The sequence below is a fragment of the Micromonospora sp. NPDC047670 genome, assembly GCF_043204915.1.
Classification (GTDB): Bacteria; Actinomycetota; Actinomycetes; order Mycobacteriales; family Micromonosporaceae; genus Micromonospora.
Genome location: NZ_JBIDDA010000028.1, coordinates 1 through 20,282, shown reverse-complemented (window position 1 = coordinate 20,282; position 20,282 = coordinate 1). Strand labels below are relative to the sequence as shown.

At 74.4% G+C, this 20,282-nt stretch carries 17 protein-coding genes; 11 read left to right on the top strand and 6 right to left on the bottom strand.

Annotated elements, in window-relative coordinates; translation table 11 throughout:
- The first annotated feature begins 97 nt into the window (after positions 1–97).
- On the top strand, positions 98–277 hold the full coding sequence (locus ACGF7U_RS31605) for an SIP domain-containing protein (RefSeq protein WP_393113037.1): 180 nt from the start codon (positions 98–100) through the stop codon (positions 275–277).
- A 40-nt stretch (positions 278–317) separates the two neighbouring features.
- Here ACGF7U_RS31605 and ACGF7U_RS31600 read toward each other — a convergent pair whose 3' ends face one another.
- From ACGF7U_RS31600 to rpmB, 4 genes are all read right to left on the bottom strand, one after another.
- Positions 318–3,161: a BTAD domain-containing putative transcriptional regulator gene (locus ACGF7U_RS31600; protein WP_393113021.1), complete on the bottom strand. Its 2,844-nt coding sequence runs from the start codon at positions 3,159–3,161 to the stop codon at positions 318–320.
- Between the two features lie 384 nt (positions 3,162–3,545).
- Positions 3,546–3,851, bottom strand: a complete 306-nt coding sequence (gene rpsN / locus ACGF7U_RS31595) for a 30S ribosomal protein S14 (protein ID WP_393113019.1) — start codon at positions 3,849–3,851, stop codon at positions 3,546–3,548.
- Positions 3,851–4,018, bottom strand: coding sequence for a 50S ribosomal protein L33 (gene rpmG / locus ACGF7U_RS31590; protein WP_393113017.1), 168 nt, complete (start codon positions 4,016–4,018; stop codon positions 3,851–3,853). The genes rpsN and rpmG overlap by 1 nt, the downstream gene beginning before the upstream one ends.
- Entirely contained in the window at positions 4,018–4,254 is a 237-nt protein-coding gene (gene rpmB, locus ACGF7U_RS31585; protein WP_393113015.1) for a 50S ribosomal protein L28, read from the bottom strand. Before rpmB ends, rpmG begins: the two co-directional genes overlap by 1 nt.
- A gap of 184 nt (positions 4,255–4,438) precedes the next feature.
- On the opposite strand from rpmB, the gene ACGF7U_RS31580 reads away from it, so the two are divergent.
- The gene (locus ACGF7U_RS31580; RefSeq protein WP_393113013.1) at positions 4,439–5,740 is read left to right on the top strand and encodes a CobW family GTP-binding protein; all 1,302 of its coding nucleotides are present in this window, start codon (positions 4,439–4,441) and stop codon (positions 5,738–5,740) included.
- 23 nt (positions 5,741–5,763) lie between these two features.
- On the opposite strand, the gene ACGF7U_RS31575 is transcribed toward ACGF7U_RS31580, so the two are convergent.
- Both ACGF7U_RS31575 and ACGF7U_RS31570 read right to left on the bottom strand, forming a co-directional pair.
- Positions 5,764–8,838: a BTAD domain-containing putative transcriptional regulator gene (locus ACGF7U_RS31575; RefSeq protein ID WP_393113011.1), complete on the bottom strand. Its 3,075-nt coding sequence runs from the start codon at positions 8,836–8,838 to the stop codon at positions 5,764–5,766.
- A 453-nt stretch (positions 8,839–9,291) separates the two neighbouring features.
- Entirely contained in the window at positions 9,292–9,654 is a 363-nt protein-coding gene (locus ACGF7U_RS31570) for an STAS domain-containing protein (protein WP_393113009.1), read from the bottom strand.
- Between the two features lie 260 nt (positions 9,655–9,914).
- On the opposite strand from ACGF7U_RS31570, the gene ACGF7U_RS31565 reads away from it, so the two are divergent.
- The 9 genes from ACGF7U_RS31565 to ACGF7U_RS31525 all read left to right on the top strand — a co-directional run bounded on the left by ACGF7U_RS31565 (position 9,915) and on the right by ACGF7U_RS31525 (position 20,138).
- The gene (locus ACGF7U_RS31565) at positions 9,915–10,667 is read left to right on the top strand and encodes a GAF and ANTAR domain-containing protein (RefSeq protein ID WP_393113007.1); all 753 of its coding nucleotides are present in this window, start codon (positions 9,915–9,917) and stop codon (positions 10,665–10,667) included.
- 604 nt (positions 10,668–11,271) lie between these two features.
- Positions 11,272–12,219 (top strand): class A beta-lactamase, encoded by a 948-nt coding sequence (gene bla, locus ACGF7U_RS31560; protein WP_393113005.1) that lies wholly within the window; start codon positions 11,272–11,274, stop codon positions 12,217–12,219.
- A 147-nt stretch (positions 12,220–12,366) separates the two neighbouring features.
- A complete protein-coding gene (locus tag ACGF7U_RS31555; protein WP_393113003.1) occupies positions 12,367–12,966 on the top strand; it encodes a TetR/AcrR family transcriptional regulator in 600 nt (199 codons plus the stop codon).
- Positions 12,963–14,591, top strand: a complete 1,629-nt coding sequence (locus ACGF7U_RS31550) for an isovaleryl-CoA dehydrogenase (RefSeq protein WP_393113001.1) — start codon at positions 12,963–12,965, stop codon at positions 14,589–14,591. Before ACGF7U_RS31555 ends, ACGF7U_RS31550 begins: the two co-directional genes overlap by 4 nt.
- A gap of 67 nt (positions 14,592–14,658) precedes the next feature.
- Positions 14,659–15,081, top strand: coding sequence for an acyl-CoA thioesterase (locus tag ACGF7U_RS31545; RefSeq protein WP_393112999.1), 423 nt, complete (start codon positions 14,659–14,661; stop codon positions 15,079–15,081).
- Between the two features lie 96 nt (positions 15,082–15,177).
- Complete coding sequence (locus tag ACGF7U_RS31540; RefSeq protein ID WP_393112997.1) at positions 15,178–16,455, top strand: MFS transporter; 1,278 nt, start codon at positions 15,178–15,180, stop codon at positions 16,453–16,455.
- A gap of 182 nt (positions 16,456–16,637) precedes the next feature.
- Positions 16,638–17,393: an alpha/beta fold hydrolase gene (locus tag ACGF7U_RS31535; protein ID WP_393112995.1), complete on the top strand. Its 756-nt coding sequence runs from the start codon at positions 16,638–16,640 to the stop codon at positions 17,391–17,393.
- The gene (locus ACGF7U_RS31530) at positions 17,390–18,709 is read left to right on the top strand and encodes a cytochrome P450 (RefSeq protein WP_393112993.1); all 1,320 of its coding nucleotides are present in this window, start codon (positions 17,390–17,392) and stop codon (positions 18,707–18,709) included. Before ACGF7U_RS31535 ends, ACGF7U_RS31530 begins: the two co-directional genes overlap by 4 nt.
- A gap of 85 nt (positions 18,710–18,794) precedes the next feature.
- Complete coding sequence (locus ACGF7U_RS31525) at positions 18,795–20,138, top strand: carbohydrate-binding protein (RefSeq protein WP_393112991.1); 1,344 nt, start codon at positions 18,795–18,797, stop codon at positions 20,136–20,138.
- Positions 20,139–20,282 lie beyond the last annotated feature (144 nt).

The following is a 20,282-nucleotide window of genomic DNA, read 5'->3' as shown; positions in this document are numbered from 1 at the left end:
CTCCCTACCCTCGCGCCAGTCCTGAAGGTACGCAACCGCGACGGCAGCGCGCGGGTTTCGTCGGCCTCGCGGGCGGCCTCGGGTCACCTGGTCCGCAATCCGGGCCCGATGCCCCGCCCTGTCGAAGCATCGTGGCGGGCCGTGTCGCGGGAGTCGGGCCCACCGAGCAGGCGCGGTGGCCATGGTCATCACCGTCCGTCGGCACCTGTGTGCCGAACGCGGCATCGCCAAGGAACGTGTCTACTTCGGTGGCTACTGGAAGGTCTCCGCGCACTGAGCGTCGAGCTGCCGACGCGTCCCTCCTCGTCCCGGCCCGGTCAGCCGTCGCCGGCGGTCCGCTCCCCCAACAGCGCACGGATCTCGTCGGCCTCGGGGTCGCCGAGTTCGTCGAAGACCGTCAGCGCCTCCCGCCAGCAGGACCGGGCGCCGTCGGTGTCCCCCAGCGCACCGAGCGACCGTCCCAGCGCCAGCAGGGTCCTCGCCCTGCCGTGCTCGTTGCCGGTGGCCAGGTGCAGCCGCACCGCGTCGCGGAAACGCAGGATCGCCCGCTCGTGCTCGCCGAGCGCCGCGTGGGCCTCGCCCAGGTTGGCGATGCAGATGGCCTCGGCGTACCGGTCACCGGCGTCCCGCATGGCGGTCAACGCCTCCTCGTGGCGGGCGATCGCCTCGGCCGGCTCGCCGAGCAGGACGTGGCACTGCGCCATGTTCTGCAGCGCCACACCCTCGCCCCGCCGGTTGCCCCTTAGCCGGTGTTCCTGCCGGGCGAGGGCGAACGTCGCCAGCGCCTCGGCGGGCCGACCCGCCTCGGCGTGGGCGACGGCCAGGCTGTTCAGGCTGGTCGGTCGCCAGTCACGGTCACCGCTGGCCTCGTGCAGCCGCAACGACTCCTGGTACAGCTCGATGGCCTCCGGATAGCGCCGGCTCTCGCACAGCGCGGTCGCCAGGCTGGCCAGCAGCGCACCCTCGGCCCGCGGGTCGCCCAGGGCGCGGGTCGCGGCCACGCCGACGTCGGTCGCCGCCCGCCAGTCCTCTCGGCGCTTGGCGATGTACCAGTACGCCGACGCCGCCAGCGCCAACTGCCAGGCGTGCTCGGGCGCCCCGCCCGTCGCCGCCGCGCAGACCACCGGCACCAGGTTCGTCCGCTCATCCTCGCACCAGTTCAGCGCGGCCTGGTAGCTCTCGAACCGTACGGGCTCGACCAGGGGCGGCGAGGCCGGATCGAAGTGGGGCCGGTGCGGTTGCAGTACCCGTTCGGCGGCGCTGACCGTGTGCAGGTACCAGTCGAGGAGCCGGCCGAACGCGAGCCGGCGTTCGTCGGCGTTCTCCGGCGCGTCGGCCAGCTCCCTGGCGTACGCGCCGACCAGGTCGTGGAACTGGTAGCGGTCCGGCGCCGGCTGCTGCAGCAGGTTGGCCCGGTGCAGCTCGGCGGCCAGGTCCCTGGCCCGCGGCACGGCGAGGCCGGCGAGCGCCGCCGCCGCGCGGACACCGATGCTCTCCCCCGGGTGCAGGGCCAGCCGCCAGAACAGCTCGGCCGCCGGTGGCGACAGCCAACGGTACGACCAGGAGAAGACGGTGCGGAGGTTGGTGTCGGGGCCGTCGCGCGCTTCGAAGGCGTCCAGCAGGCGGCCCCGACGCAGTTCGTCGAGCAGGTCGTCGAGGGGCCGGTCCGGCAGGTCCAGCGCGCGGGCGGCGACGATACGGATCGCCAGGGGCACGTGGCCGCAGTAGTCCGCGAGCGCCTCCCGCTCGTCGGGCCGGGATCCGCGCAGGCATCCGGCGATCAGGTCCATGGACTCGGCCGGACGCAGCGGCGCGAGCCTCAGCGGCACCGCCTGTTCCCGCACGAGCAGGCCGGAGAGTCGGCGGCGGCTGGTCACGACGACCAGGCCGGTCACGTTTCCGGGCAGCAGCGGCCGGACCTGCGCGGCGTCGTAGGCGTTGTCCAGCACCATCAGCAGCCGGCGACCGTCGGTCAGGCTGCGCATCCGCGCGCACTGGGAGTCGAGGGTGGGCGGCAGGTCCGAGGGCGGCACGCCGAGCGACAGCAGCAGGCGGGGCAGCGCCTCCGCCGGTGTCATCGGGGTGTCACCGGGGCTGAATCCGCGCAGGTCGAGGTACACCTGGCCGTCCGGGAAGGCGTCCCGCCGCAGATGGCCCCAGTGCAGGGCGAGGGCGGTCTTGCCGATCCCGCCCATCCCGTCGACCACGACGATGCCGGGGCGGCCGGTGCGTCGGACGGCGTCGAGCTGGGCGTCGAGCGCGGCCAGTTCGGGCTGCCGGCCGACGAATCCGCCGGGCGCGTGGGGAAGCTCCGCGGGGCGTACGGGCGGATTGTCCGGGGCGCGCCGCGACAGCCGCACGGGAGGCGGGTGCGGGACCGGCGGGACGTCCAGCGGGCGGTCGGCCCGCAGGATCGCGGCCTCCAGCCGCTGCAGTTCCGGGGTGGGATCCAGCCCGAACTCGCCTGCCAGCCGGGCCCGCAGGTCGCGGTAGGTGCGCAGGGCCTCGTCGGTGCGTCCCTCCCGGTGCAGGACCAGCATGAGCTGACCCACCAGCCGTTGCCGGACGGGATGCTCGGCCACCAGTCGGGTCAGCTCGTCCAGCACCTCCCGGGAGCGGCCCAGCCGGATCCGTGCCTCCAGACGATCCTCGACGGCCGTCCACATGGTCTCCCGCAGGCCCACGCACAGCCGGTCCCGCACGGCCGCCGGGGCGACGTCGGCCAGCGGATCGCCCCGCCACAGCGCGAGCGCCAGGTCGAACAACTCGACGGAGCGCTCGCCGTCGGCCTTCCGCGCCCGGGCGACGAGATCGGTGAAGCGATGCACGTCCACGGCGTGCGGATCGACCCGCAGCAGGTAGCCCGCACCCGAGCGCGCGATCTCGGGGCCGGCGCTCCCCGTCGACCCGGTGCCGACCGGATCGACGCCGGCGCGTCGGATGCGGGCGCGCAGCCTGGAGACGAGCGCCTGGAGCGTGCCCCGGGCGGACGGCGGAGGGTCGTACCCCCAGACGAGTTCGACGAGCCGCTCCACCGGGACCGGGTGATTGGGTTCCAGCAGCAGCAGCCCGAGCACCAGACGTTGCTGGCGGCGGGCGCCGAGGTCGACCGGTACGCCGGCGGAGTACGCCTCGACCGAGCCGAGGACCCGGAACTCCACGCGGCCACCACCCCCCGGCCGCCCATTATGGCCCATTCGCGGCAACCGGCCCGCAGGCGGACCGCACGCGGTGGCGGTGGCCCGGTGACCGGCGCGGCGGCGTCGCCCTCGGTGCCAGCCGGCGGAGCGCGGAGCGCGAGGACGTATCCCGGCCGCACGGCTGCGTCGCCGGCTCACCGAGCCGGCGACGCAGCCGTCGACGCCGCCTGTTCCGCCGCACACCGCCCCGGTCGTGGAGACTTACCATCGGCCGCCGACAGCGGGCGCCGTCGGCGGCCGATGGTCAGCTCTGCGGACGTGCCGACGGGACCCGGCGCGTGCCGGCGAACCGGACGGTGCCTCAGGTGCGGGTCCGGAGCGGGGCCCGCCTGCGGCGGGGTCGGGTCACCAGGACGCCTTGCGGACGCCCGGCAACTCGCCGCGCAGGGCCAACTCGCGGAACCGCAGCCGGGACAGGCCGAAACGGGCCAGTACGCCCCGCGGCCGACCGTCGATGACGTCCCGGTTGCGCAGGCGTACGCGGCTGCCGTCCCGTGGCAGCCGGGCGAGTTGCCGGACGGCGTCGTCGCGGACGGCGGAACGGGTGTCGGGGTGGGCGATGACGCGCTTCAGGTCGGCGCGCCGTTCGGCGTGCCGGGCGACGAGTTCCTCGCGGCGCGCCTGCCGGTTGCCGAGGCTGGTGCGCGCCATCAGCGTTCCTCGCGGAAGTCGACGTGCCGGCGCACCAGCGGGTCGTACCTGCGCAGCACCAGCCGGTCGGGGTCGTTGCGGCGGTTCTTGCGGGTGACGTACGTGTAGCCGGTGCCGGCGGTGCTGCGGAGCTTGACCACCGGCCGGAGGTCGGTCCGCCGGGCCATCAGACCTTCACCCCCCGACCGCGCAGGCGCGCGACGACCCTCTCGATGCCGTCGCGGTCGACGGTCTTGAGCGCCCTGGCCGTGAGCGTCAGCCTGACCCACCGCCGCTGTGAGGGCAGCCAGTAGCGGTGGCTCTGCAGGTTGGGGTTCCACCGGCGGCGGGTGCGCCGGTGGGAGTGGGACACGGCGTTGCCGAAGCCGGGCATCGCGCCGGTGACGTCACATCGTCTGGACACAGGGACTCCTCACTCACCACGGTCGAGACCGTAACGATAATCGTTTCCATTTCTACCCGAGCCGCCGGCCGGTCGGCGCGCGGGGTGCTCGACTATCGCCACCCCGGCGAGGGCCCACCCGTGCGGCCCCGCCGACCATCCGCTTAGAATGACAATCGTTTTCAACTAAGTGGAGAGGACCGTCATGTCGACGTCATCCCCCGCGCCGGTCGACACCGGCGCCACGGCAACCGACACCCGCCCCCCGCTGACCGTGCTGGGCGGCTTCTGGCCAGCCGCGACGCACGCGGTCGCCCGGGCCCTGCTCGCCGCGGACCCGTCGCTGGTACTGGTCCGGCACGACCTAACCGAGGTCCACCACGGCACCGTCCATCGCGTGGTGCGCACCGGCGAGGGCATCATGGAGGACGAACGGGTGGCGCTGGCGCACGGCTGCGTCTCCTGCACGCTGCGCGAGGACGTGCTGCCCACCCTCGCCCGACTCGCGCGCGCCCACCCCGACCGGGGCCTGCTGCTGATGCTGCCCGAGGTCGTCGAGCCCGAGGCGGTCGCGGCCGCCTGCGCACACCGCCCGGTCGACGGAGCGGCGATCACCGACCTGGTGCGGATCGACTCCTACGTCACCGTCGTCGCCGTCGAGCACCTGCTCGACGGCCTGGCCAGCACCGACGACCTGAGGACCCTCGGCATCCACGCCGCCGAGAACGACGACCGGGCGCTCGCCGACGTCGTGGTGCGGCAGATCGAGTACGCCGACACGTTGGTCCTGTGGGGAGAGTCCCGGGAGGGGGCGTACGACACCGGTCGCCTCGCGCTGCTGCTGGCGCGGATGGCGCCGTGGGCGGCACAGGTCCGCGTGCACGACGACGTCGTCGATGCCGGCGCGCTCAGCCGACAACTGCGCGACACGCGGCGCCACCGCCCGGAGACGCCCGCCGTGCTGGCCCGTGGCCTGGAGGGGCACATCCTCGGCGTACACGAGCCGCAGCCCGACTGCGGGGTGGTCTCCGCGGTCTTCCGCGCGCGCCGACCCTTCCACCCCGCGCGGCTGCACGACACGCTCGAAGACGTCGGCACCGACGTGCTCCGATCCCGCGGTCACCTCTGGCTCGCCAGCCAGCCCGAGACCGTCGTCGCCTGGGACTTCGCCGGCGGCGGCCTCCGCCTCGGGTCACTCGGCCGCTGGCTGGTCACCCTCCCCCACACCCACTGGGACGACGCTTCCACCCACCGGCAGCTCGCCGCCGCCCTCGACTGGGACCCCTACTACGGGGACCGGCACCAGCACCTGGTCTTCATCGGTCTCGACCTCGACCCGGTCGAGCTGCACCGCGCGCTCAGCGCCTGCCTGCTCACCGACGCCGAACTCGCCGACGGCGAGGACGTCTGGCGACGCTACGACGACCCGTTCGCCGGCTGCTTCCCGCTCGACGCCCGCACCCCCGACGACGGCGCCACCGCGACCGGAGGGGGCGCTCCCGCATAGGACGGGCGGATCGTGCCCCGTGGTCAGCTCGCCGGGGCCAGCGGCTCGTCGACCAGCACGTCACGGGCCTGGCGGGCCAGCAGGAGGTGCTCCGAGCGCCGGGCGAGCTGCTCGCCGAGGCGCGCGTGCCGCTCTGCCTCCGCGTGCCGCCCGGCCGCCCGGTGCGCCGACGCCAGGCCGATGTGGGCGCAGACCTCCGCGCGGCGGTAGCCGATCTCCCGGCTCAGTCGCAGCGCCCGGTGCAGGAGGGCGACGGCGGGCGCCGGCCCGTGCAGACCGAGCGCGATCGCCGCGTGGGTGGTGAGCGACTCGGCCTCCACCCGGCGCCGGCCGATGGCGCGGGCCGTGGCCAGGGACTCCTCGGCGAGGCGCAGCGCCTTGGCGTGGTAGCCGAGATCGGCGTAGGCGGCGGCGAGCTGGTCCAGGTCGGTGGCGGCGCCGTAACGGTTGCCCGTGCGTCGCCGGATCGCCACGGCGCGCGTCAGGTGGACCACGGCCAGGGCCGGCTGGCCCGACGCGCGCAGGGCGACCGCGAGGTTGTGCAGCACGGTGGCGATGTCGTCGTGCGGCTGCGCCGCCGGATCCAGCGAGGTGTACCCGTCCAGCGCCGCCCGCTGCGCGCGTACCGCCTCCACGACCTGGTCGAGTTCGAGCTGGACCACCCCGAGGTTGCCCAGGCAGCTCCACTCGGCGTGCCGGTTGCCCAACTCGCGGTAGCGGGCCAGGGCCCGCGCGTAGCAGGCGCCGGCCTCGGTCAGGTTGCCCTGCTCGCGATGCACGATGCCGAGATTGTTCAGGATGGACGCCTGCCCGGCCCGGTTGCCGAGGCGCAACTGGATCTCCAGCGCCGTGCTGAACCGCCGCTCGGCGTCGGGATAGTCGGCGCGGCTGGCGGCGAGCGTCGCCAGGCTGAGTTCCATCGCCGCGATGCCCTGGTCGTCGCCGTGGCGGCGGGCCTGGTCCAGGCCCAGCTCGGCCACGTCCCGCCACTCGGCGTGCGCACCGATCTCCTGCAGATGCCCGCGCATCCGGTCGGCCAGGTGCCAGACGAGCTGCGGCGGGCCATGCCGGGCGGCGTGGCGGATCGCCGTCGTCAGGTTGCGGTGCTCGGCGTGGAACCACCGGGCGGGCTCGACCGGCTGCGGGGCGCCGGCCACCGGGGTCAGCCCCGGCGGCGGGGGCAGGAACGTCATCCGGGGATGGCCGCGGCGGGCCAGGGCGTCGGCGGTGGCCAGATAGGAGTGGAGCAGCCGACTGACGGCGGCGGCGCGCTCGCCGGCGGCGTCCTCGGCCCGGGACAGCTCGGCCGCGTACAGGCGGGTCAGGTCGTGCATGACGAAGCGGTCGCCGAGACTCGGGCGCACCAGGTGGTAGGCGGTCAGCGTGCGCAGCAGCGCGTCGGCCTCGGACCAGCCGACGCCCGCCAGCGCGGCCAGGTCGGTGGCGGTGAAGCAGTCCGCCGGCGACGACGCCAGCAGCCGCAGCGCCCGCTGCTCCCGCGCGTCCAGTCGCTGGTAGGACGGCTCGATCGCGGCGCGCATCGTCACCCGTGGGTCGCCGGGGACGGAGAGGCCGGCGAGCCGGTCGCCGTCGCGCAGCCGTCGCAGGTAGTCCCGCGGGTCGGCCTCGCCGGCGGTCGCCAGGTTGGCCGCCGCGATCCGCAGCGCCAGGGGGAGGTATCCGCAGAGCGCGGCGAGGTCGGCGACGGCGTCCGGCGCGACGGTGATCGCGTGTTGGCGCAGGACGGCGGTGAGCAGGTCGGCGGCCTCGTCCGGGTCGAGGGGGCCGAGGTTGACCGCCCGCCCCCCGTGCAGGGCCACCAGGCCGCCGAGCATGCGGCGGCTGGTAACGATCACCGCGCAGCTCGCCGAGCCGGGCAGCAGCGGGGTGACCTGCTCGGCCGTGCCGGCGTCGTCGAGGACGAGGAGAACCCGGCGTTCGGCCAGGGCGGCGCGCAGGGCCGCGGCCCGCGCATCGGTCGTGCCGGGCTGCGCGGCGCCGCGAATGCCGGCGTAGGTGAGCAGTTCGGCCAGGATGTCGTCGGGCCGGGCCGGATCCACCTGCTGTCCGCGCAGGCGGACGAACCACTGGCCGTCGGGGAACAGCTCGCACAACTGGTGGCCGACGTGGACGGCCAGCGCGGACTTGCCCACGCCCGGCGGGCCCGAGACGGCCACCAGCGGCAAGCGCCCCTCGGCGGCGGCGGCGGCGATCGCCCGCCGGACGGACAGCACCGCGTCGGCCCGGCCGTACAGGCTTCCCGGGTCGGCCGGGAGCTGGAACATCGGGTTCACCGGCGGCGCGGGGGCGGCCGGGGCGACGGTGACGGTGGACGCCGGGGGTTGCCAGCGCAGCGCCGGGTCGGACCGGAGCATCGTGGTGTGCAGCTCCCGCAGGGCCGGGGACGGGTCCAGCCCCAGTTCGGTGGCGAGGATCGAGGCGACCTCCTGGTAGGCGTCCAGCGCCTCGGCCTGACGGTCGCCGCGGTAGAGGGCCAGCATCAGCTGCGCCCAGAACCTCTCGCGCAGCGGGCTGCGCCGGGTCGCCTGGCGCAGCCCGGCGATGATCTCGATGTGGTGGCCGAGGGCGAGTTCGGCGTCGAAGTACGCCTCGCTCGCACGGAACCACCGCTCGGTCAGCGCCGGCACGTCCTCGCGGTGCAGCACCTCGGAGACCACGTCCGCCAGCGGATCGCCGCGCCACAGCGTCAGCGCCCGGTGCAGCAGCCGGGCGCGGTCCCCCGGATCGTCGGTCGCGTTCGCCGCCGCCAGCAGCCCGTCGAACCGGGCGAGGTCGAGGCTGTCCGGCGGCAGGTCGATGCGGTAGCCGTTGGCGCCGGTGGCGATGAGCTCGCCGCCGCCCGCGGCGCCGTCGAGCGTGGCGCGCAGTCGCCGGACCAGCGAGTGCAGGGACGCCTTGGCGTGCGTGGGCACCTCGCCGCCCCAGACCCGGTCGACCAGGGCGGACACGCTCACCGGCTCGCCCTGGTTGAGCAGCAGCGTCGCCAGCAGGGCGCGCTGCCGGTTGGCCGGCACTGGCACCACCTGGTCGTCGCGGCTGACGCGCAGCGCGCCGAGCACGGCGAAGTCCCACTCCACGACAGCCCCCAGCGTCGCGTCGGTCGGTCAGGAACCCTGACCGAGGGCGACCGTAACACGACGGTCCGACAACCCCGCCGCCGTGACAATCCGGCCGGGCCCTCGTCGCCGACCGGCCGAAGACCGGCCATTCCGGACACGACGGGTACGCGGTGCCGCTCGAACCGGGTGAGCTGGACCTCGACCGCTTCCACGAGCAGGTGCGACGGCCCGGACGCTGCGCCTCCCAGGTTTGGGTTTGATCGAGTCCGGGGTATGGCATCCGCATCGGCAGTGGCGTTCGACATGATCCCGGTTGGCCACCCCGCTGCCGCCTGCGCCGGCGCGTTCGACACCGACGCAGGCGGCAGCCTGGCGGCGGGTGCCGCAGGTCGGCGGGCGGTTGCCGGTGCACGGGCAGGACCGGCCGGACCAGCCCGGCGCACGACACTTGGAAGCGGAAGGGAAGGCAGGTCACTCGGTGATGAATTCGTCCCTGAGGCCGACGATGTCGAGGACCGCGACGGTGATCCGGGACGGCTGGCGCAGCAGTAGCGCGCAGCCGTTCGAGGCGACCCGCTGGCGCACCGTCAGCAGCGCGGTGACGCCCGCGGCGCAGAAGAAGGTGACCTCGCTCAGGTCGAGCACCAGCACCGGGGGTGGCTGGCCGGCCATCACCGTGTCCACGATGTCGACGAGCAGGCCGACGGTTGCCATGTCGAGTGCTCCCCGGACTTCCACGACCGCCTCCGCGCCGTGCCTGGCGACCGCGAGGGACAGGATCGGCTGGCGGGTGGTCTCCGGCGCGGCCGGATGGGTCGCCTGATGGACGGACATGAGCTGCTCCTCGGCGAGGATGTCGGGACCGGGTTCGCGCCCACTTCCCCTGTCGGCGGACGGCACGGGTCCCGGGCTCATGTCCGAACCCACCTCGACTTTAGCCGCGTCCCGCCGGATCCGCACCCTGCCCAGTCGGCCTCGGCAGCTCGCCGGCGGCGAGAATGCCTGGCGGTCGGCTCAACCGGGGATCATCCCGGGCGGTGGTGCCGGCTCCGGTGGAGCCGAGCGGGCACACGGTTGTTGAGGAGGTAGCGGCGGTGTCCGAGGCTGCTGACTCGTACCTGGCCTCGGCGTACGGCCGGCTGTTGACCCTGCTTGCCGACTCGACCGACGTCGACGCGTTCCTCGACCAGGTCGTCCGGGTCGCGACGGAGGTCATCACCCCGGCTGTGGCCTGCGGACTGACGATGCGCCGGGACGGCGGTGTCTTCACGGTCGCCAGCAGCGACGACCTCGCCGCCCGCGCCGACGAGATCCAGTACGGCGCCGACGAGGGCCCGTGTCTCGCCGCCCTGCGCGGTGGCCAGGTCGTCGAGGTCGTCGACCTCCGCGAGGACGAACGCTGGCGACGCTACCGGGAACACGCGCTCCGGCTCGGCGTCGTCGGCTCGCTGTCGCTGCCGATGACGGTCGGCGGCGAGACCGTCGGCGCCCTGAACCTCTACGCCGCGCGCCCCGCCGCCTTCACCGACACGGCGCGCCGGCACGCCGTGGCGTTCGCCAACCAGGGGGCGGCGGCGCTGGCCGTCATCCTCCGCCAGGCGGACCAGGCCCTCCTGCATCAGCAGCTCACCGACGCCATGGCCTCCCGCAGCGTCATCGACCAGGCCCTCGGGGTGCTGATGGGCCAGCAGCGGTGCACCGCCACGGAGGCCTTCGCCCTGCTTCGGCAGGCGTCGCAGCACCGCAACCGCAAGCTGCGTGACGTGGCCGCGGAGATCATCACCCAGGTCACCGGCGAGTCCCCGCAGCCGGCCCCCGGCTTCGTGGTGCCTCGCCCGCACTCCTGACCGGGGCGGTGGCCGGCCGGCGCCCCGGTGGGGCCGCCACCGCCGACCGGTCCCCGCCCGTCGGGCGGGCGCTCGGGTCCCTCGCCGCGCTGCCCGGCCGGGGATGTGGTTCACCCGCGTGATTTGCGGACCGGAGGGACGGGACCGTCGGACGCGATCCTTCCCCCGGTGCGACAGTCGCCCCGCGCGGGCGCAGCCCGAATTGCCGCGTAGGCAACTTCCAGCTACGGCTTGGCCTGCGCCGCGACATGGCGCACGCTGGGCAGAGGTGCCTCGCCGGCGCCCGGGTTCCGGCGTGACCGAGGCCGGGGCGGTTGGGAACGCAGCCGCCCCGGCCGCCGCCACCCGGCGAGGACGTGCGCCGGCGGGGAGGCGCGGCGCCGATTTGTTCCGGCGGCGCTGCAACCGCCGTGGGTCGACCGCGCGTGTAACCCACGATGAAAGATCTTGCGCGGTCGTCGGCGCCTGCGCCAGGGGCGGGTGGCCACCGTCGCGGTGGTGGCTGCCAGCGGGACCCCGGCTGCCCCTCGCCCGAGTCAGCCGACCGACCGCAACGAACCTCAGGGCTCGCTCGCATCGGCGCGCCCCGCGACCTGGAGTGCCCATGATCCGTGACGCATCGTCGCCACCGACCCTCACCCGCCGCGCCCTGCTGGGGGTGGCGGTGGCCCTGCCGTTGGCCGGATGCGCGAAGGACGAGCGGCCCGCCGCCGCCCCGTCGGTTGCCGCCGGCCCCGCGTCCTCCTCCCCCACCGCCGCCGCGGACGTCCGCCACGAACGCCTGCTCGACCTGGAACGGAAGTTCGGCGCGCGCCTCGGCGTGTACGCCCTCGCCACCGGCACCGGCGCGACCATCGCCCACCGGGCGGACGAACGGTTCGCGTTCTGTTCGACGTTCAAGGGGCTGGCGGCAGCGGCGGTGCTGCACCGCAACCCGCTGTCGCACCTGGACACGGTCGTCAGGTACACCGAACGCGAGCTGATGAAGAGCTCCGCCATCACCCGCCGGCACGTGGCCACGGGAATGACGATCCGTCAACTGTGCGACGCCGCGGTCCGCTACAGCGACGGCACGGCCGGCAACCTCCTGCTCCGCGACCTGGGGGGGCCGGCCGAACTGACGGCGTACACCCGCCGGCTCGGCGACACGGTCACGCGGATGGACCGCATGGAGCCGGAGATCGTGACGGCCATCCCGGGGGACCCGCGCGACACCACCTCTCCCCGGGCCATCGGCACCGACTACCAGAAGATCGTGCTGGGCGACGCCCTGCCGCCCGACAAGCGCGCCTTCCTGCGTGGCCTGCTGGAGCGCAACGCCACCGGCGCGGGCGCCCGACGCATCCGGGCGGGCGTGCCGAAGGGTTGGGCCGTGGCGGACAAGACCGGGACCGGCGACTACGGCACCGTCAACGACATCGCCGTCGTCTGGCCCCCGCAGGCGGCGCCCCTCGTCGTCTCGATCATGTCCAGCAAGGCGACCAGGGACGCCGAGTACGACCAGGCTCTCCTCGCCGAGGCGGCCGCCCACGTCGTGGCGGCACTCACCTGACCCGCACCGGGGCACGACGAGAGGCTCCCGGCGGGCCCGTCGCCGCGGCGACGTCGACGGTGGCGGATCGGCGGGCGGTTGACGTCCGCACCGTGGCTGCGGGAGAGCACCTTGTGGCCAAGGTTTGAATGGTGGTTCAATCCTTGCGTGGTCTACCGGAGCACCGAGCGGGTCAGGGCTCGGCTGAGCGCGTCGCGGGAGCGGATCATCGCCGCCGCGCTGGAGATCATGGCCGCGAGCGGGTACGCCGGCTGCTCCGTCGCCGCCGTCGCCGAACGGGCCGGCGTGGCGACCGGCACCGTCTACCGGCACTTCCCCGCCAAGGCCGACCTGTTCGCCGAGGTGTTCCGCACGGCCTCGCGGCGCGAGGTGGACGCGGTCGCGCGCGCCGCCGCACTGGAGAGCACCGCCGCCGAGCAGGTGTCCGCCGTCGTCGAGACGTTCTCCGGTCGGGCGCTGAAGTCCCCACGGTTGGCGTACGCCCTGCTCGCCGAGCCGGTCGACCCGGCGGTCGACGCCGAGCGGCTCGTCTTCCGCCGCGCGTACGCCGAGCTGATCGCCGGCTACGTCGCGGCGGGCGTGGCCGGCGGCGAGCTGCCCCCGCAGGACCCGGAGCTGACCGCGACCGCGCTGGTCGGCGCCCTCGCGGAGGCCATGGTCGGCCCGCTGGCCGCCGGGGTCGCCGGGCCGGGCACCATCCCCAGCCTGATCACGTTCATCCACCGCGCGCTTGGAGTATCGCCGTGACGACGCACGAGGTCCTCAACCAGGTTCCCCCGCTGGTCGGCTACGACGCGGCGGACGACCCGGCACTGCTCGACGGGCTCGCGCGGGAGGGCGCCGGCTGGGCCGCCGCCGAGCTGCACGAGCTCGGCCGGACCGGCGGCGCCGAGGAGGCGATCGAGCAGGGGCGGCTGGCGAACGAGCACCCGCCGGTCCTGCGCACCCACGACCGCTACGGCCACCGCGTCGACGAGGTGGAGTTCCACCCGGCCTGGCACCAGCTGATGCGCACCGCGGTCACGCACGGACTGCACGCCGCGCCGTGGGCGGACGACCGTCCCGGCGCACACGTGGCGCGGGCGGCCAAGTTCTACACCTGGCGCCCCGACGCCGGGCACGGCTGCCCGATCTCGATGACCTACGCGGCGGTGCCGGCGCTGCGGCACGACCCGGAGTTGGCCGCGCGGTACGAGCCGCTGCTCACCGCCACCACGTACGACTTCGGGCTGCGCCCGCCGCTGGCCAAGCAGGGGCTGCTGGCCGGCATGTCGATGACGGAGAAGCAGGGCGGCTCGGACGTACGCGCCAACGCCACCACCGCCCGCCCCGAGCCGGACGGCACCTACCGGCTCCTCGGGCACAAGTGGTTCACCTCGGCGCCGATGTGCGACGTCTTCCTCACCCTCGCCCAGGCGCCGGGCGGGCTCACCTGTTTCCTCGTCCCACGCGTCCTGCCCGACGGCACGCGCAACCCGATGCGGCTGATGCGCCTGAAGGACAAGCTCGGCAACCGGTCCAACGCCTCGGCGGAGGTCGAGTACGAACACGCGGTTGCCTGGCGGGTCGGGGACGAGGGCCGTGGCGTGCGCACCATCATCGACATGGTCAACCTCACCCGCCTCGACTGCGTCGTCGGCGCGGCGGCCGGGATGCGCCAGGGCGTGCTCACCGCCACCCACCACGCCACCCACCGGCAGGCGTTCGGGCGGTACCTCGTCGACCAGCCGCTGATGCGCAACGTGCTCGCCGACCTCGCCGTCGAATCCGAGGCCGCCACCGTCCTCATGATGCGCCTCGCCGGCGCGACCGACCGGTCCGCGCGCGGTGACGTCGGCGAGACCGCCTTCAAACGGCTCGCCCTCGCCGTCGGCAAGTACTGGGTGTGCAAGCGCTGGCCGGGGCACGCCGCGGAGGCCCTCGAATGCCTCGGCGGCAACGGCTACGTCGAGGAGTCCGGGATGCCGCGGCTGTTCCGGGAGTCCCCGCTGAACTCGATCTGGGAGGGCTCCGGCAACGTCGCCGCGCTGGACGTGCTGCGCGCTCTCGCCAGGGAGCCGCAGGTCATGGAGGCGTTCCGGGCCGAGGTGACCGCCGCCGCCGGCGCCGACGCGCGGCTCGACGCCGCGGTACGCCAGGTGTGGGCCGAACTGTCCGACCACGAGGACCTCGAACTGCGGGCCCGGCGCGTCGTCGAACGGCTCGCGCTGGTCCTGCAGGGCGCGCTGCTGGTGCGACACGGCCACCCCGCCGTCGCCGACGCCTTCTGCGCCTCCCGGCTCACGGGCGACCACGGTCAGGCGTACGGCACGCTGCCGAGGGGTGTCGACTTCGCCGCCATCATCTCCCGCGCCGCGCCCAAGGTGGCCTGAGCCCGACACCCCGGGGCGGGGCGGCTCGGCGCGGACCGGGCGTCGGTGCCGCCGCTAGGCTCGGCCCATGGGAGATCCGTTCCGGGTGCGCATCACCGTCCGCGGCTACGAGCTCGACACCCAGGGCCACCTGAACCAGGCCGTCTACCTGCAGTACGGCGAGCACGCCCGGTGGGAGTGCCTGCGCGCGGCCGGCATCTCGCAGGACCGGCTCCTCGCCGCCGGAGTGGGACCCGTCGCCCTGGAGGTTACCCTGAGCTACCTGCGGGAGTTGCGCGGTGGGGACGAGGTGGACGTGTCCTGCGAGTTCCGCTGGAGCGAGGGCAAGACCTTCCGGATCGAGCAGGGCTACACCCGCGCGGACGGCACCCCGGTCGCGATGCTGACCGGGGTGGGCGGCCTGCTCGACCTGTCCGCCCGGCGGCTGGTGCCCGACCCGCGGGAGCGGTTCCGTGACCTGGCGACCGACCCGGGTCCGATGAACCTCTGAGGCACGGCCCGGACCAGCGGCGGCCGGCAGGGCCTCGCGGGACCGACGGGCCGGGCTACGCCGGCCGTCGCACGGCGTTTCGTTACCCTCGCCCGTGTGAGCGAACGCGTCGGTCCGGCCCACCCTCCCCTGTGGCGCGATCGCCACTTCGGCGCGTACTGGGCGGCGCAGTCGCTCTCCGCCACCGGCGACTCGTTCGCCTACATCGCGGTGCCGCTGCTCGTGCTGCACGCGACCGGGTCGGTCGCCCAGATGGGGCTGCTCACGGCCGTGGCCGGCGCCGCGTCCGTCGGCGCGGGGGTCTTCGGCGGCGTCCTGGTCGACCGGTACGACCGGCGGACCCTGATGATCGCCGCCGACCTGGCCCGGCTGGTGCTCTACGGCCTCATCCCCCTGGCGTGGCTCGGTGGCCCGCAGATCTGGCTGCTCTTCGTCGTCCTGCCGATCTGCGAGGCGGTCGGCATGGTGTTCCAGGTCGCGGCGGTGACCGCGGTGCGCAACCTCGTCGACCGGGACCGGATCACCGAGGCCAACGGGCGCCTGCAGGCCACCTTCGCGGCGGCGGCCGTGGGCGGGCCACTGCTCGCCGGCGTGGTGTCGGCCCGATTCGGCCCCACGGCGGCCATCGCCATCAACGCGGCCAGTTTCGCGCTGTCGGCCGCCGGCCTCTGGCTGGTCCGGCTCCGGCGGCCCACGGAGGGCGAAGGGACCGGCGGCGGCCCGGGACGGGGGACGCGGCTGGCCGAGTTCCTGGCCGGCGCGCGGTTCCTCTGGCGTCAGCCCGTGCTCCGCTCGCTGACCGTGCTGCTGTCGATCTTCATCTTCCTGACGTACGGCCTCACCGACGTGCTGATCTATCACGTCAAGCACGACCTCGGCGGCTCCGACCGCACCATCGGCACGGTGCTCGGCCTGGCGGCGCTGGGCACGATCGCCGGCGCGCTGCTGGTGGCGCCGTTGCGCCGCCGGCGTGGCTTCGGCGTCACCTGGATCGGCGCCGTCTCGATGTCCGGTCTCGCCATCGCCGGCATCGGCGTCGTCGGCACCGTGCCCGGTGTCACCGTGCTGACCGCCGTGTACCTGTGCGGCGTCAGCGTGGGCGGGATCTGCTCGATGTCGCTACGCCAGGAGATCACGCCCGACCACCTGCTCGGCCGGGTCACGTCGGCCTTCTGGAGCACGCACTACGCCCTCGGGCCCGCCGGCGCCGCGGTGCTGACCTGGGCCGCCGGCCGGTACGGCGTCACCGCGGTCACCCTCGCCGCCGGCGCGGGATGCCTCCTGGTCGCGCTCGGCGCCCTGTTCACGCCGATCCGCCACGCCGGGTCGGAGCCCGTCGTCCACCGGTCGGAGCCGGAGCGGGCCACCACCTGAGGTGACGCCGGACGCGCGCCCGACGGCGACCGGCGCCACGACCCGGAGAGCGGCGCGTCCCGGTGCTCTTCCGTTCGGTCCGCGCGCCGACTACGGTCGCGTGCAGACCGCCAGCGTCCACCGAGTCGGCCCGCCCGGTCGTCCACGTCGGACGCGGTGTCCCGACGGAGAGGGGTCGCCGCATGACGATCAGCCACATCAGCGTCGGTCGCGGGCCGCGGAAGGTGCTGGCCCTGCACGGCTGGTTCGGGTCGGCGCAGGGTTGGGGATGGCTGCCCGAACTGATCGACACCGAGCGTTTCACCTGGGCGTTCCTGGACTACCGCGGGTACGGCGCGCGCGCAGGTGTCGCGGGCGACCACAGCATCGCCGAGATCTCCCGTGACGCCCTGGACCTCGCCGACTCCCTCGGCTGGGACGCGTTCTCGGTGGTCGGGCACTCCATGGGCGGCAGCGCCGCCCAGCGGGTGCTCGCCGACGCGCCCGGCCGGGTGGAACGCCTCGTCGGCATCAGTCCGGTCCCGGCCGGCGGGGTGCCGTTCGACCTGCAGAGCTGGGCGCTCTTCGACGGCGCGGTCGCCAACCCCGACAACCGGCGCGCCATCATCGACCTCACCACCGGCAACCGGCTCTCCGGCCGCTGGCTGAACGAGATGGTGCGGTTCTCCCTCGACCACTGCACCCGCGAGGCGTTCGGGGCGTACCTCACCGCCTGGGCGCGTACCGACTTCACCGACGACGTGAAGGGCAATCCGGTGCCGGCACTCGCCGTCGTGGGCGAGCACGACCCGGCGTTGGGCGCCGACGCGATGCGGGAGACCTGGATGCGCCACTATCCGAACGCCCGGCTCGAGGTGCTGGCCAACGCGGGGCACTACGCGATGTACGAGACGCCGGTGCGACTGGTCACGGTGCTGGAGGAGTTCCTCGGGCAGTGAGTGCCGATCCGGCGCCCCTCGTCGATCCCCGCACCTACGTCGGCGGTGTCCCGTACGAGTTGCTCGCCACGCTGCGCGCGGCCGACCCGGTCGTGTGGGTCGACGAGCCGCCGCTGCTCGGGCTGCCCGGCGGACCGGGCTTCTGGCTGGTGCTGCGGCACGCCGACGTGACGGACGTGCTCAAGCGGCCACGGCTCTTCTCGTCCTGGCTCGGCGCCACCCAGATCCGCGACCCGGCCACTCCCGAGGATCTGGGTTACGTGCGACGGATGATGCTCAACATGGACCCGCCGGAGCACGGCCGGCTGCGCCGGCCCGTCGCCCGCTCTTTCACCCCCCGCGCGGTCGCCACGCTGGAGGCGTCGATCCGCGCGAACGCGGTGGCGCTCGTGGAACGCGCGCTCGGCGACGCGGACGAGGGCACCTGCGACTTCGCCCGCGACCTCGCCGCCGACCTGCCGCTGCTCACCCTCGCGGACGTACTCGGGGTGCCGGAGCCCGACCGCTGGCTGCTCTACGACTGGTCGAACCGGGTGATCGGCTTCCAGGATCCGGACCACGCCGTCTCCGCCGCGTTCGACGCGCGGGCCGGCACCGCCGCGGCGCGCGAGGCGCTGCGCCACCGGCCCGCCCCGGACGCCGACGGCCGGATGCCGGATCCGCGCACCCGGGCCGGCATGGCCGACCTGTACGCGTACGCGCACCTCTTGGCCCGGTCGAAGCGCCGCAGCCCGGGGCAGGACGTGATGTCCATCCTGCTGGCCCGGCACGGCGACGAGCGGCTCTCGGTGGAAGAGTTCGAGAACATGTTCTGGCTGTTCGCCGTGGCCGGCAACGAGACGATCCGCAACGGGCTGCCCGGCGCGATGATCGCCCTGCTGGAGCACCCGGCGGAGCTGGCACGACTGCGCCGGGAGCCGGCCCTGTTCGACACCGCCGTCGACGAACTGCTGCGCTGGTGGACGCCGGTGATGCTGTTCCGGCGCACCGCCACGACGGATACCGCGATCGCCGGCGTGCCGGTGCGGGCCGGGGACAAGGTGGTGGTCTCGTTCTCGTCGGCCAACCGCGACGAACGCGTCTTCGCCGACCCCGACCGGCTCGACCTCACCCGCCACCCGAACCCGCACCTCGTCTTCGGCCACGGACCGCACTTCTGTCTCGGCGCCCACCTGGCCCGGTGCCAGCTACGCGCGCTGTTCGAGGCGCTGCTCGCACGCACCGCGAGCGTCGACTACGCGGGCCCGCCCGCGTACCTGCGCTCGAACTTCCAGCGCGGCGTCAAGCGCCTGCCGATCCACTGGCGGCGCCGCTGATCGGCCCGCCGCGCTCCTGCCGCCGCCACCTTACTTTAAACAAACTTTATTGATAACCTCCCGTCCATCGACGAGGAGGAATGCCATGGGACTTCGACGCACGATGCCCGCCCTGCTGGCCGGCGCGACACTGGTCGCCGCCGTCGCGGCACTGCCCGGGGTGGACGGCTTCGCGGCGACGGCGAGCGGCCCGACCACCACGCTGGCCGCCTGCACGGCGCCGGCCTGGGTGGAGGGCACCGCCTATGCCGCCGGCAGCCGGGTCACCTACGCCGGCCGGTCGTACCAGGCGCTGGTGGCACACACTCCGCCGCCCGGCGCCGGCTGGAACCCGGCCGCCACACCCTCGCTCTGGACCGACCTCGGCGCGTGTGACGGCACGCCGTCGCCCACGCCCACCGCCACGTCGTCCCCCTCCCCCATCCCCAGCGCCACGCCCACGCCCACCGGGACGTCCGGTCCACCCGGTCCGGAGACGTGCGCCGGCAAGCCGAAGCCCGGCGGCAAGGTTCTCCAGGGCTACTGGGAGAACTGGGACGGCGCGGCGAACGGCGTCCACCCGCCGCTCGGCTGGATCCCGATCACCGACCCACGGATCCCGGCCCACGGTTACAACGTGATCAACGCGGCGTTCCCGGTGATCCGCGCCGACGGCACCGCGTTGTGGGAGGACGGCATGGACAGCACGGTCAAGGTGCCGACCCCCGCCGAGATGTGTCGGGCCAAGGCGGCCGGGCTGACCATCCTGATGTCGATCGGCGGCGCCACCGCGGGGATCGACCTGAGCTCGGCCGCGGTCGCCGACCGGTTCGTCGCGACCATCGTGCCGATCCTCAAGCGGTACAACTTCGACGGCATCGACATCGACATCGAAACCGGGCTCACCGGCAGCGGGAACATCGCCCAACTCTCCACGTCGCAGGCGAACCTGATCCGCATCATCGACGGGGTGCTCGCGCAGATGCCCCCGTCGTTCGGGCTGACCATGGCGCCGGAGACCGCGTACGTCACCGGCGGCAGCGTCACCTACGGGTCGATCTGGGGCGCGTACCTGCCGATCATCAAGCGGTACGCCGACAACGGCCGGCTCTGGTGGCTGAACATGCAGTACTACAACGGCAGCATGTACGGCTGCTCCGGCGACTCCTACCCGGCCGGCACCGTGCAGGGCTTCACCGCGCAGACCGACTGCCTCAACGCCGGGCTGGTCATCCAGGGCACCACCGTTCGCGTCCCGTACGACAAGCAGGTCCCCGGCCTGCCGGCGCAGCCCGGCGCCGGGGGCGGCCACCTGGCCCCGGCCGCGGTGGCCCAGGCGTGGAACACCTACCAGGGTGGCCTGAAGGGCCTGATGACCTGGTCGCTGAACTGGGACGGGTCGAAGGGCTGGACGTTCGGCGACAACGTCAGGGCCCTCCAGGGCCGCTGACGCGGCCGCCGGGCACCGGACGGGTCCCGGCATCCGCCGACGCCGGGCCGGGGCCGGGGGCGCCCCACACCGCGGGCCCGGCCCCCCCGCCCCCCCCCCCCCCCCCCCCCCCCCCCCCCCCCCGCCCCCCCCCCCCCCCCCCGC

Excerpts from the sequence above, each read along its gene's own strand:
- rpsN (WP_393113019.1), bottom strand. The coding sequence starts at position 3,851 with ATGGCGCGCACCAGCCTCGGCAACCGGCAGGCGCGCCGCGAGGAACTC.
- ACGF7U_RS31535 (WP_393112995.1), top strand. The coding sequence starts at position 16,638 with ATGACGATCAGCCACATCAGCGTCGGTCGCGGGCCGCGGAAGGTGCTG.
- ACGF7U_RS31570 (WP_393113009.1), bottom strand. The coding sequence starts at position 9,654 with ATGTCCGTCCATCAGGCGACCCATCCGGCCGCGCCGGAGACCACCCGC.
- ACGF7U_RS31545 (WP_393112999.1), top strand. The coding sequence starts at position 14,659 with ATGGGAGATCCGTTCCGGGTGCGCATCACCGTCCGCGGCTACGAGCTC.
- bla (WP_393113005.1), top strand. The coding sequence starts at position 11,272 with ATGATCCGTGACGCATCGTCGCCACCGACCCTCACCCGCCGCGCCCTG.
- ACGF7U_RS31580 (WP_393113013.1), top strand. The coding sequence starts at position 4,439 with ATGTCGACGTCATCCCCCGCGCCGGTCGACACCGGCGCCACGGCAACC.
- ACGF7U_RS31525 (WP_393112991.1), top strand. The coding sequence starts at position 18,795 with ATGGGACTTCGACGCACGATGCCCGCCCTGCTGGCCGGCGCGACACTG.
- rpmG (WP_393113017.1), bottom strand. The coding sequence starts at position 4,018 with ATGGCCCGGCGGACCGACCTCCGGCCGGTGGTCAAGCTCCGCAGCACC.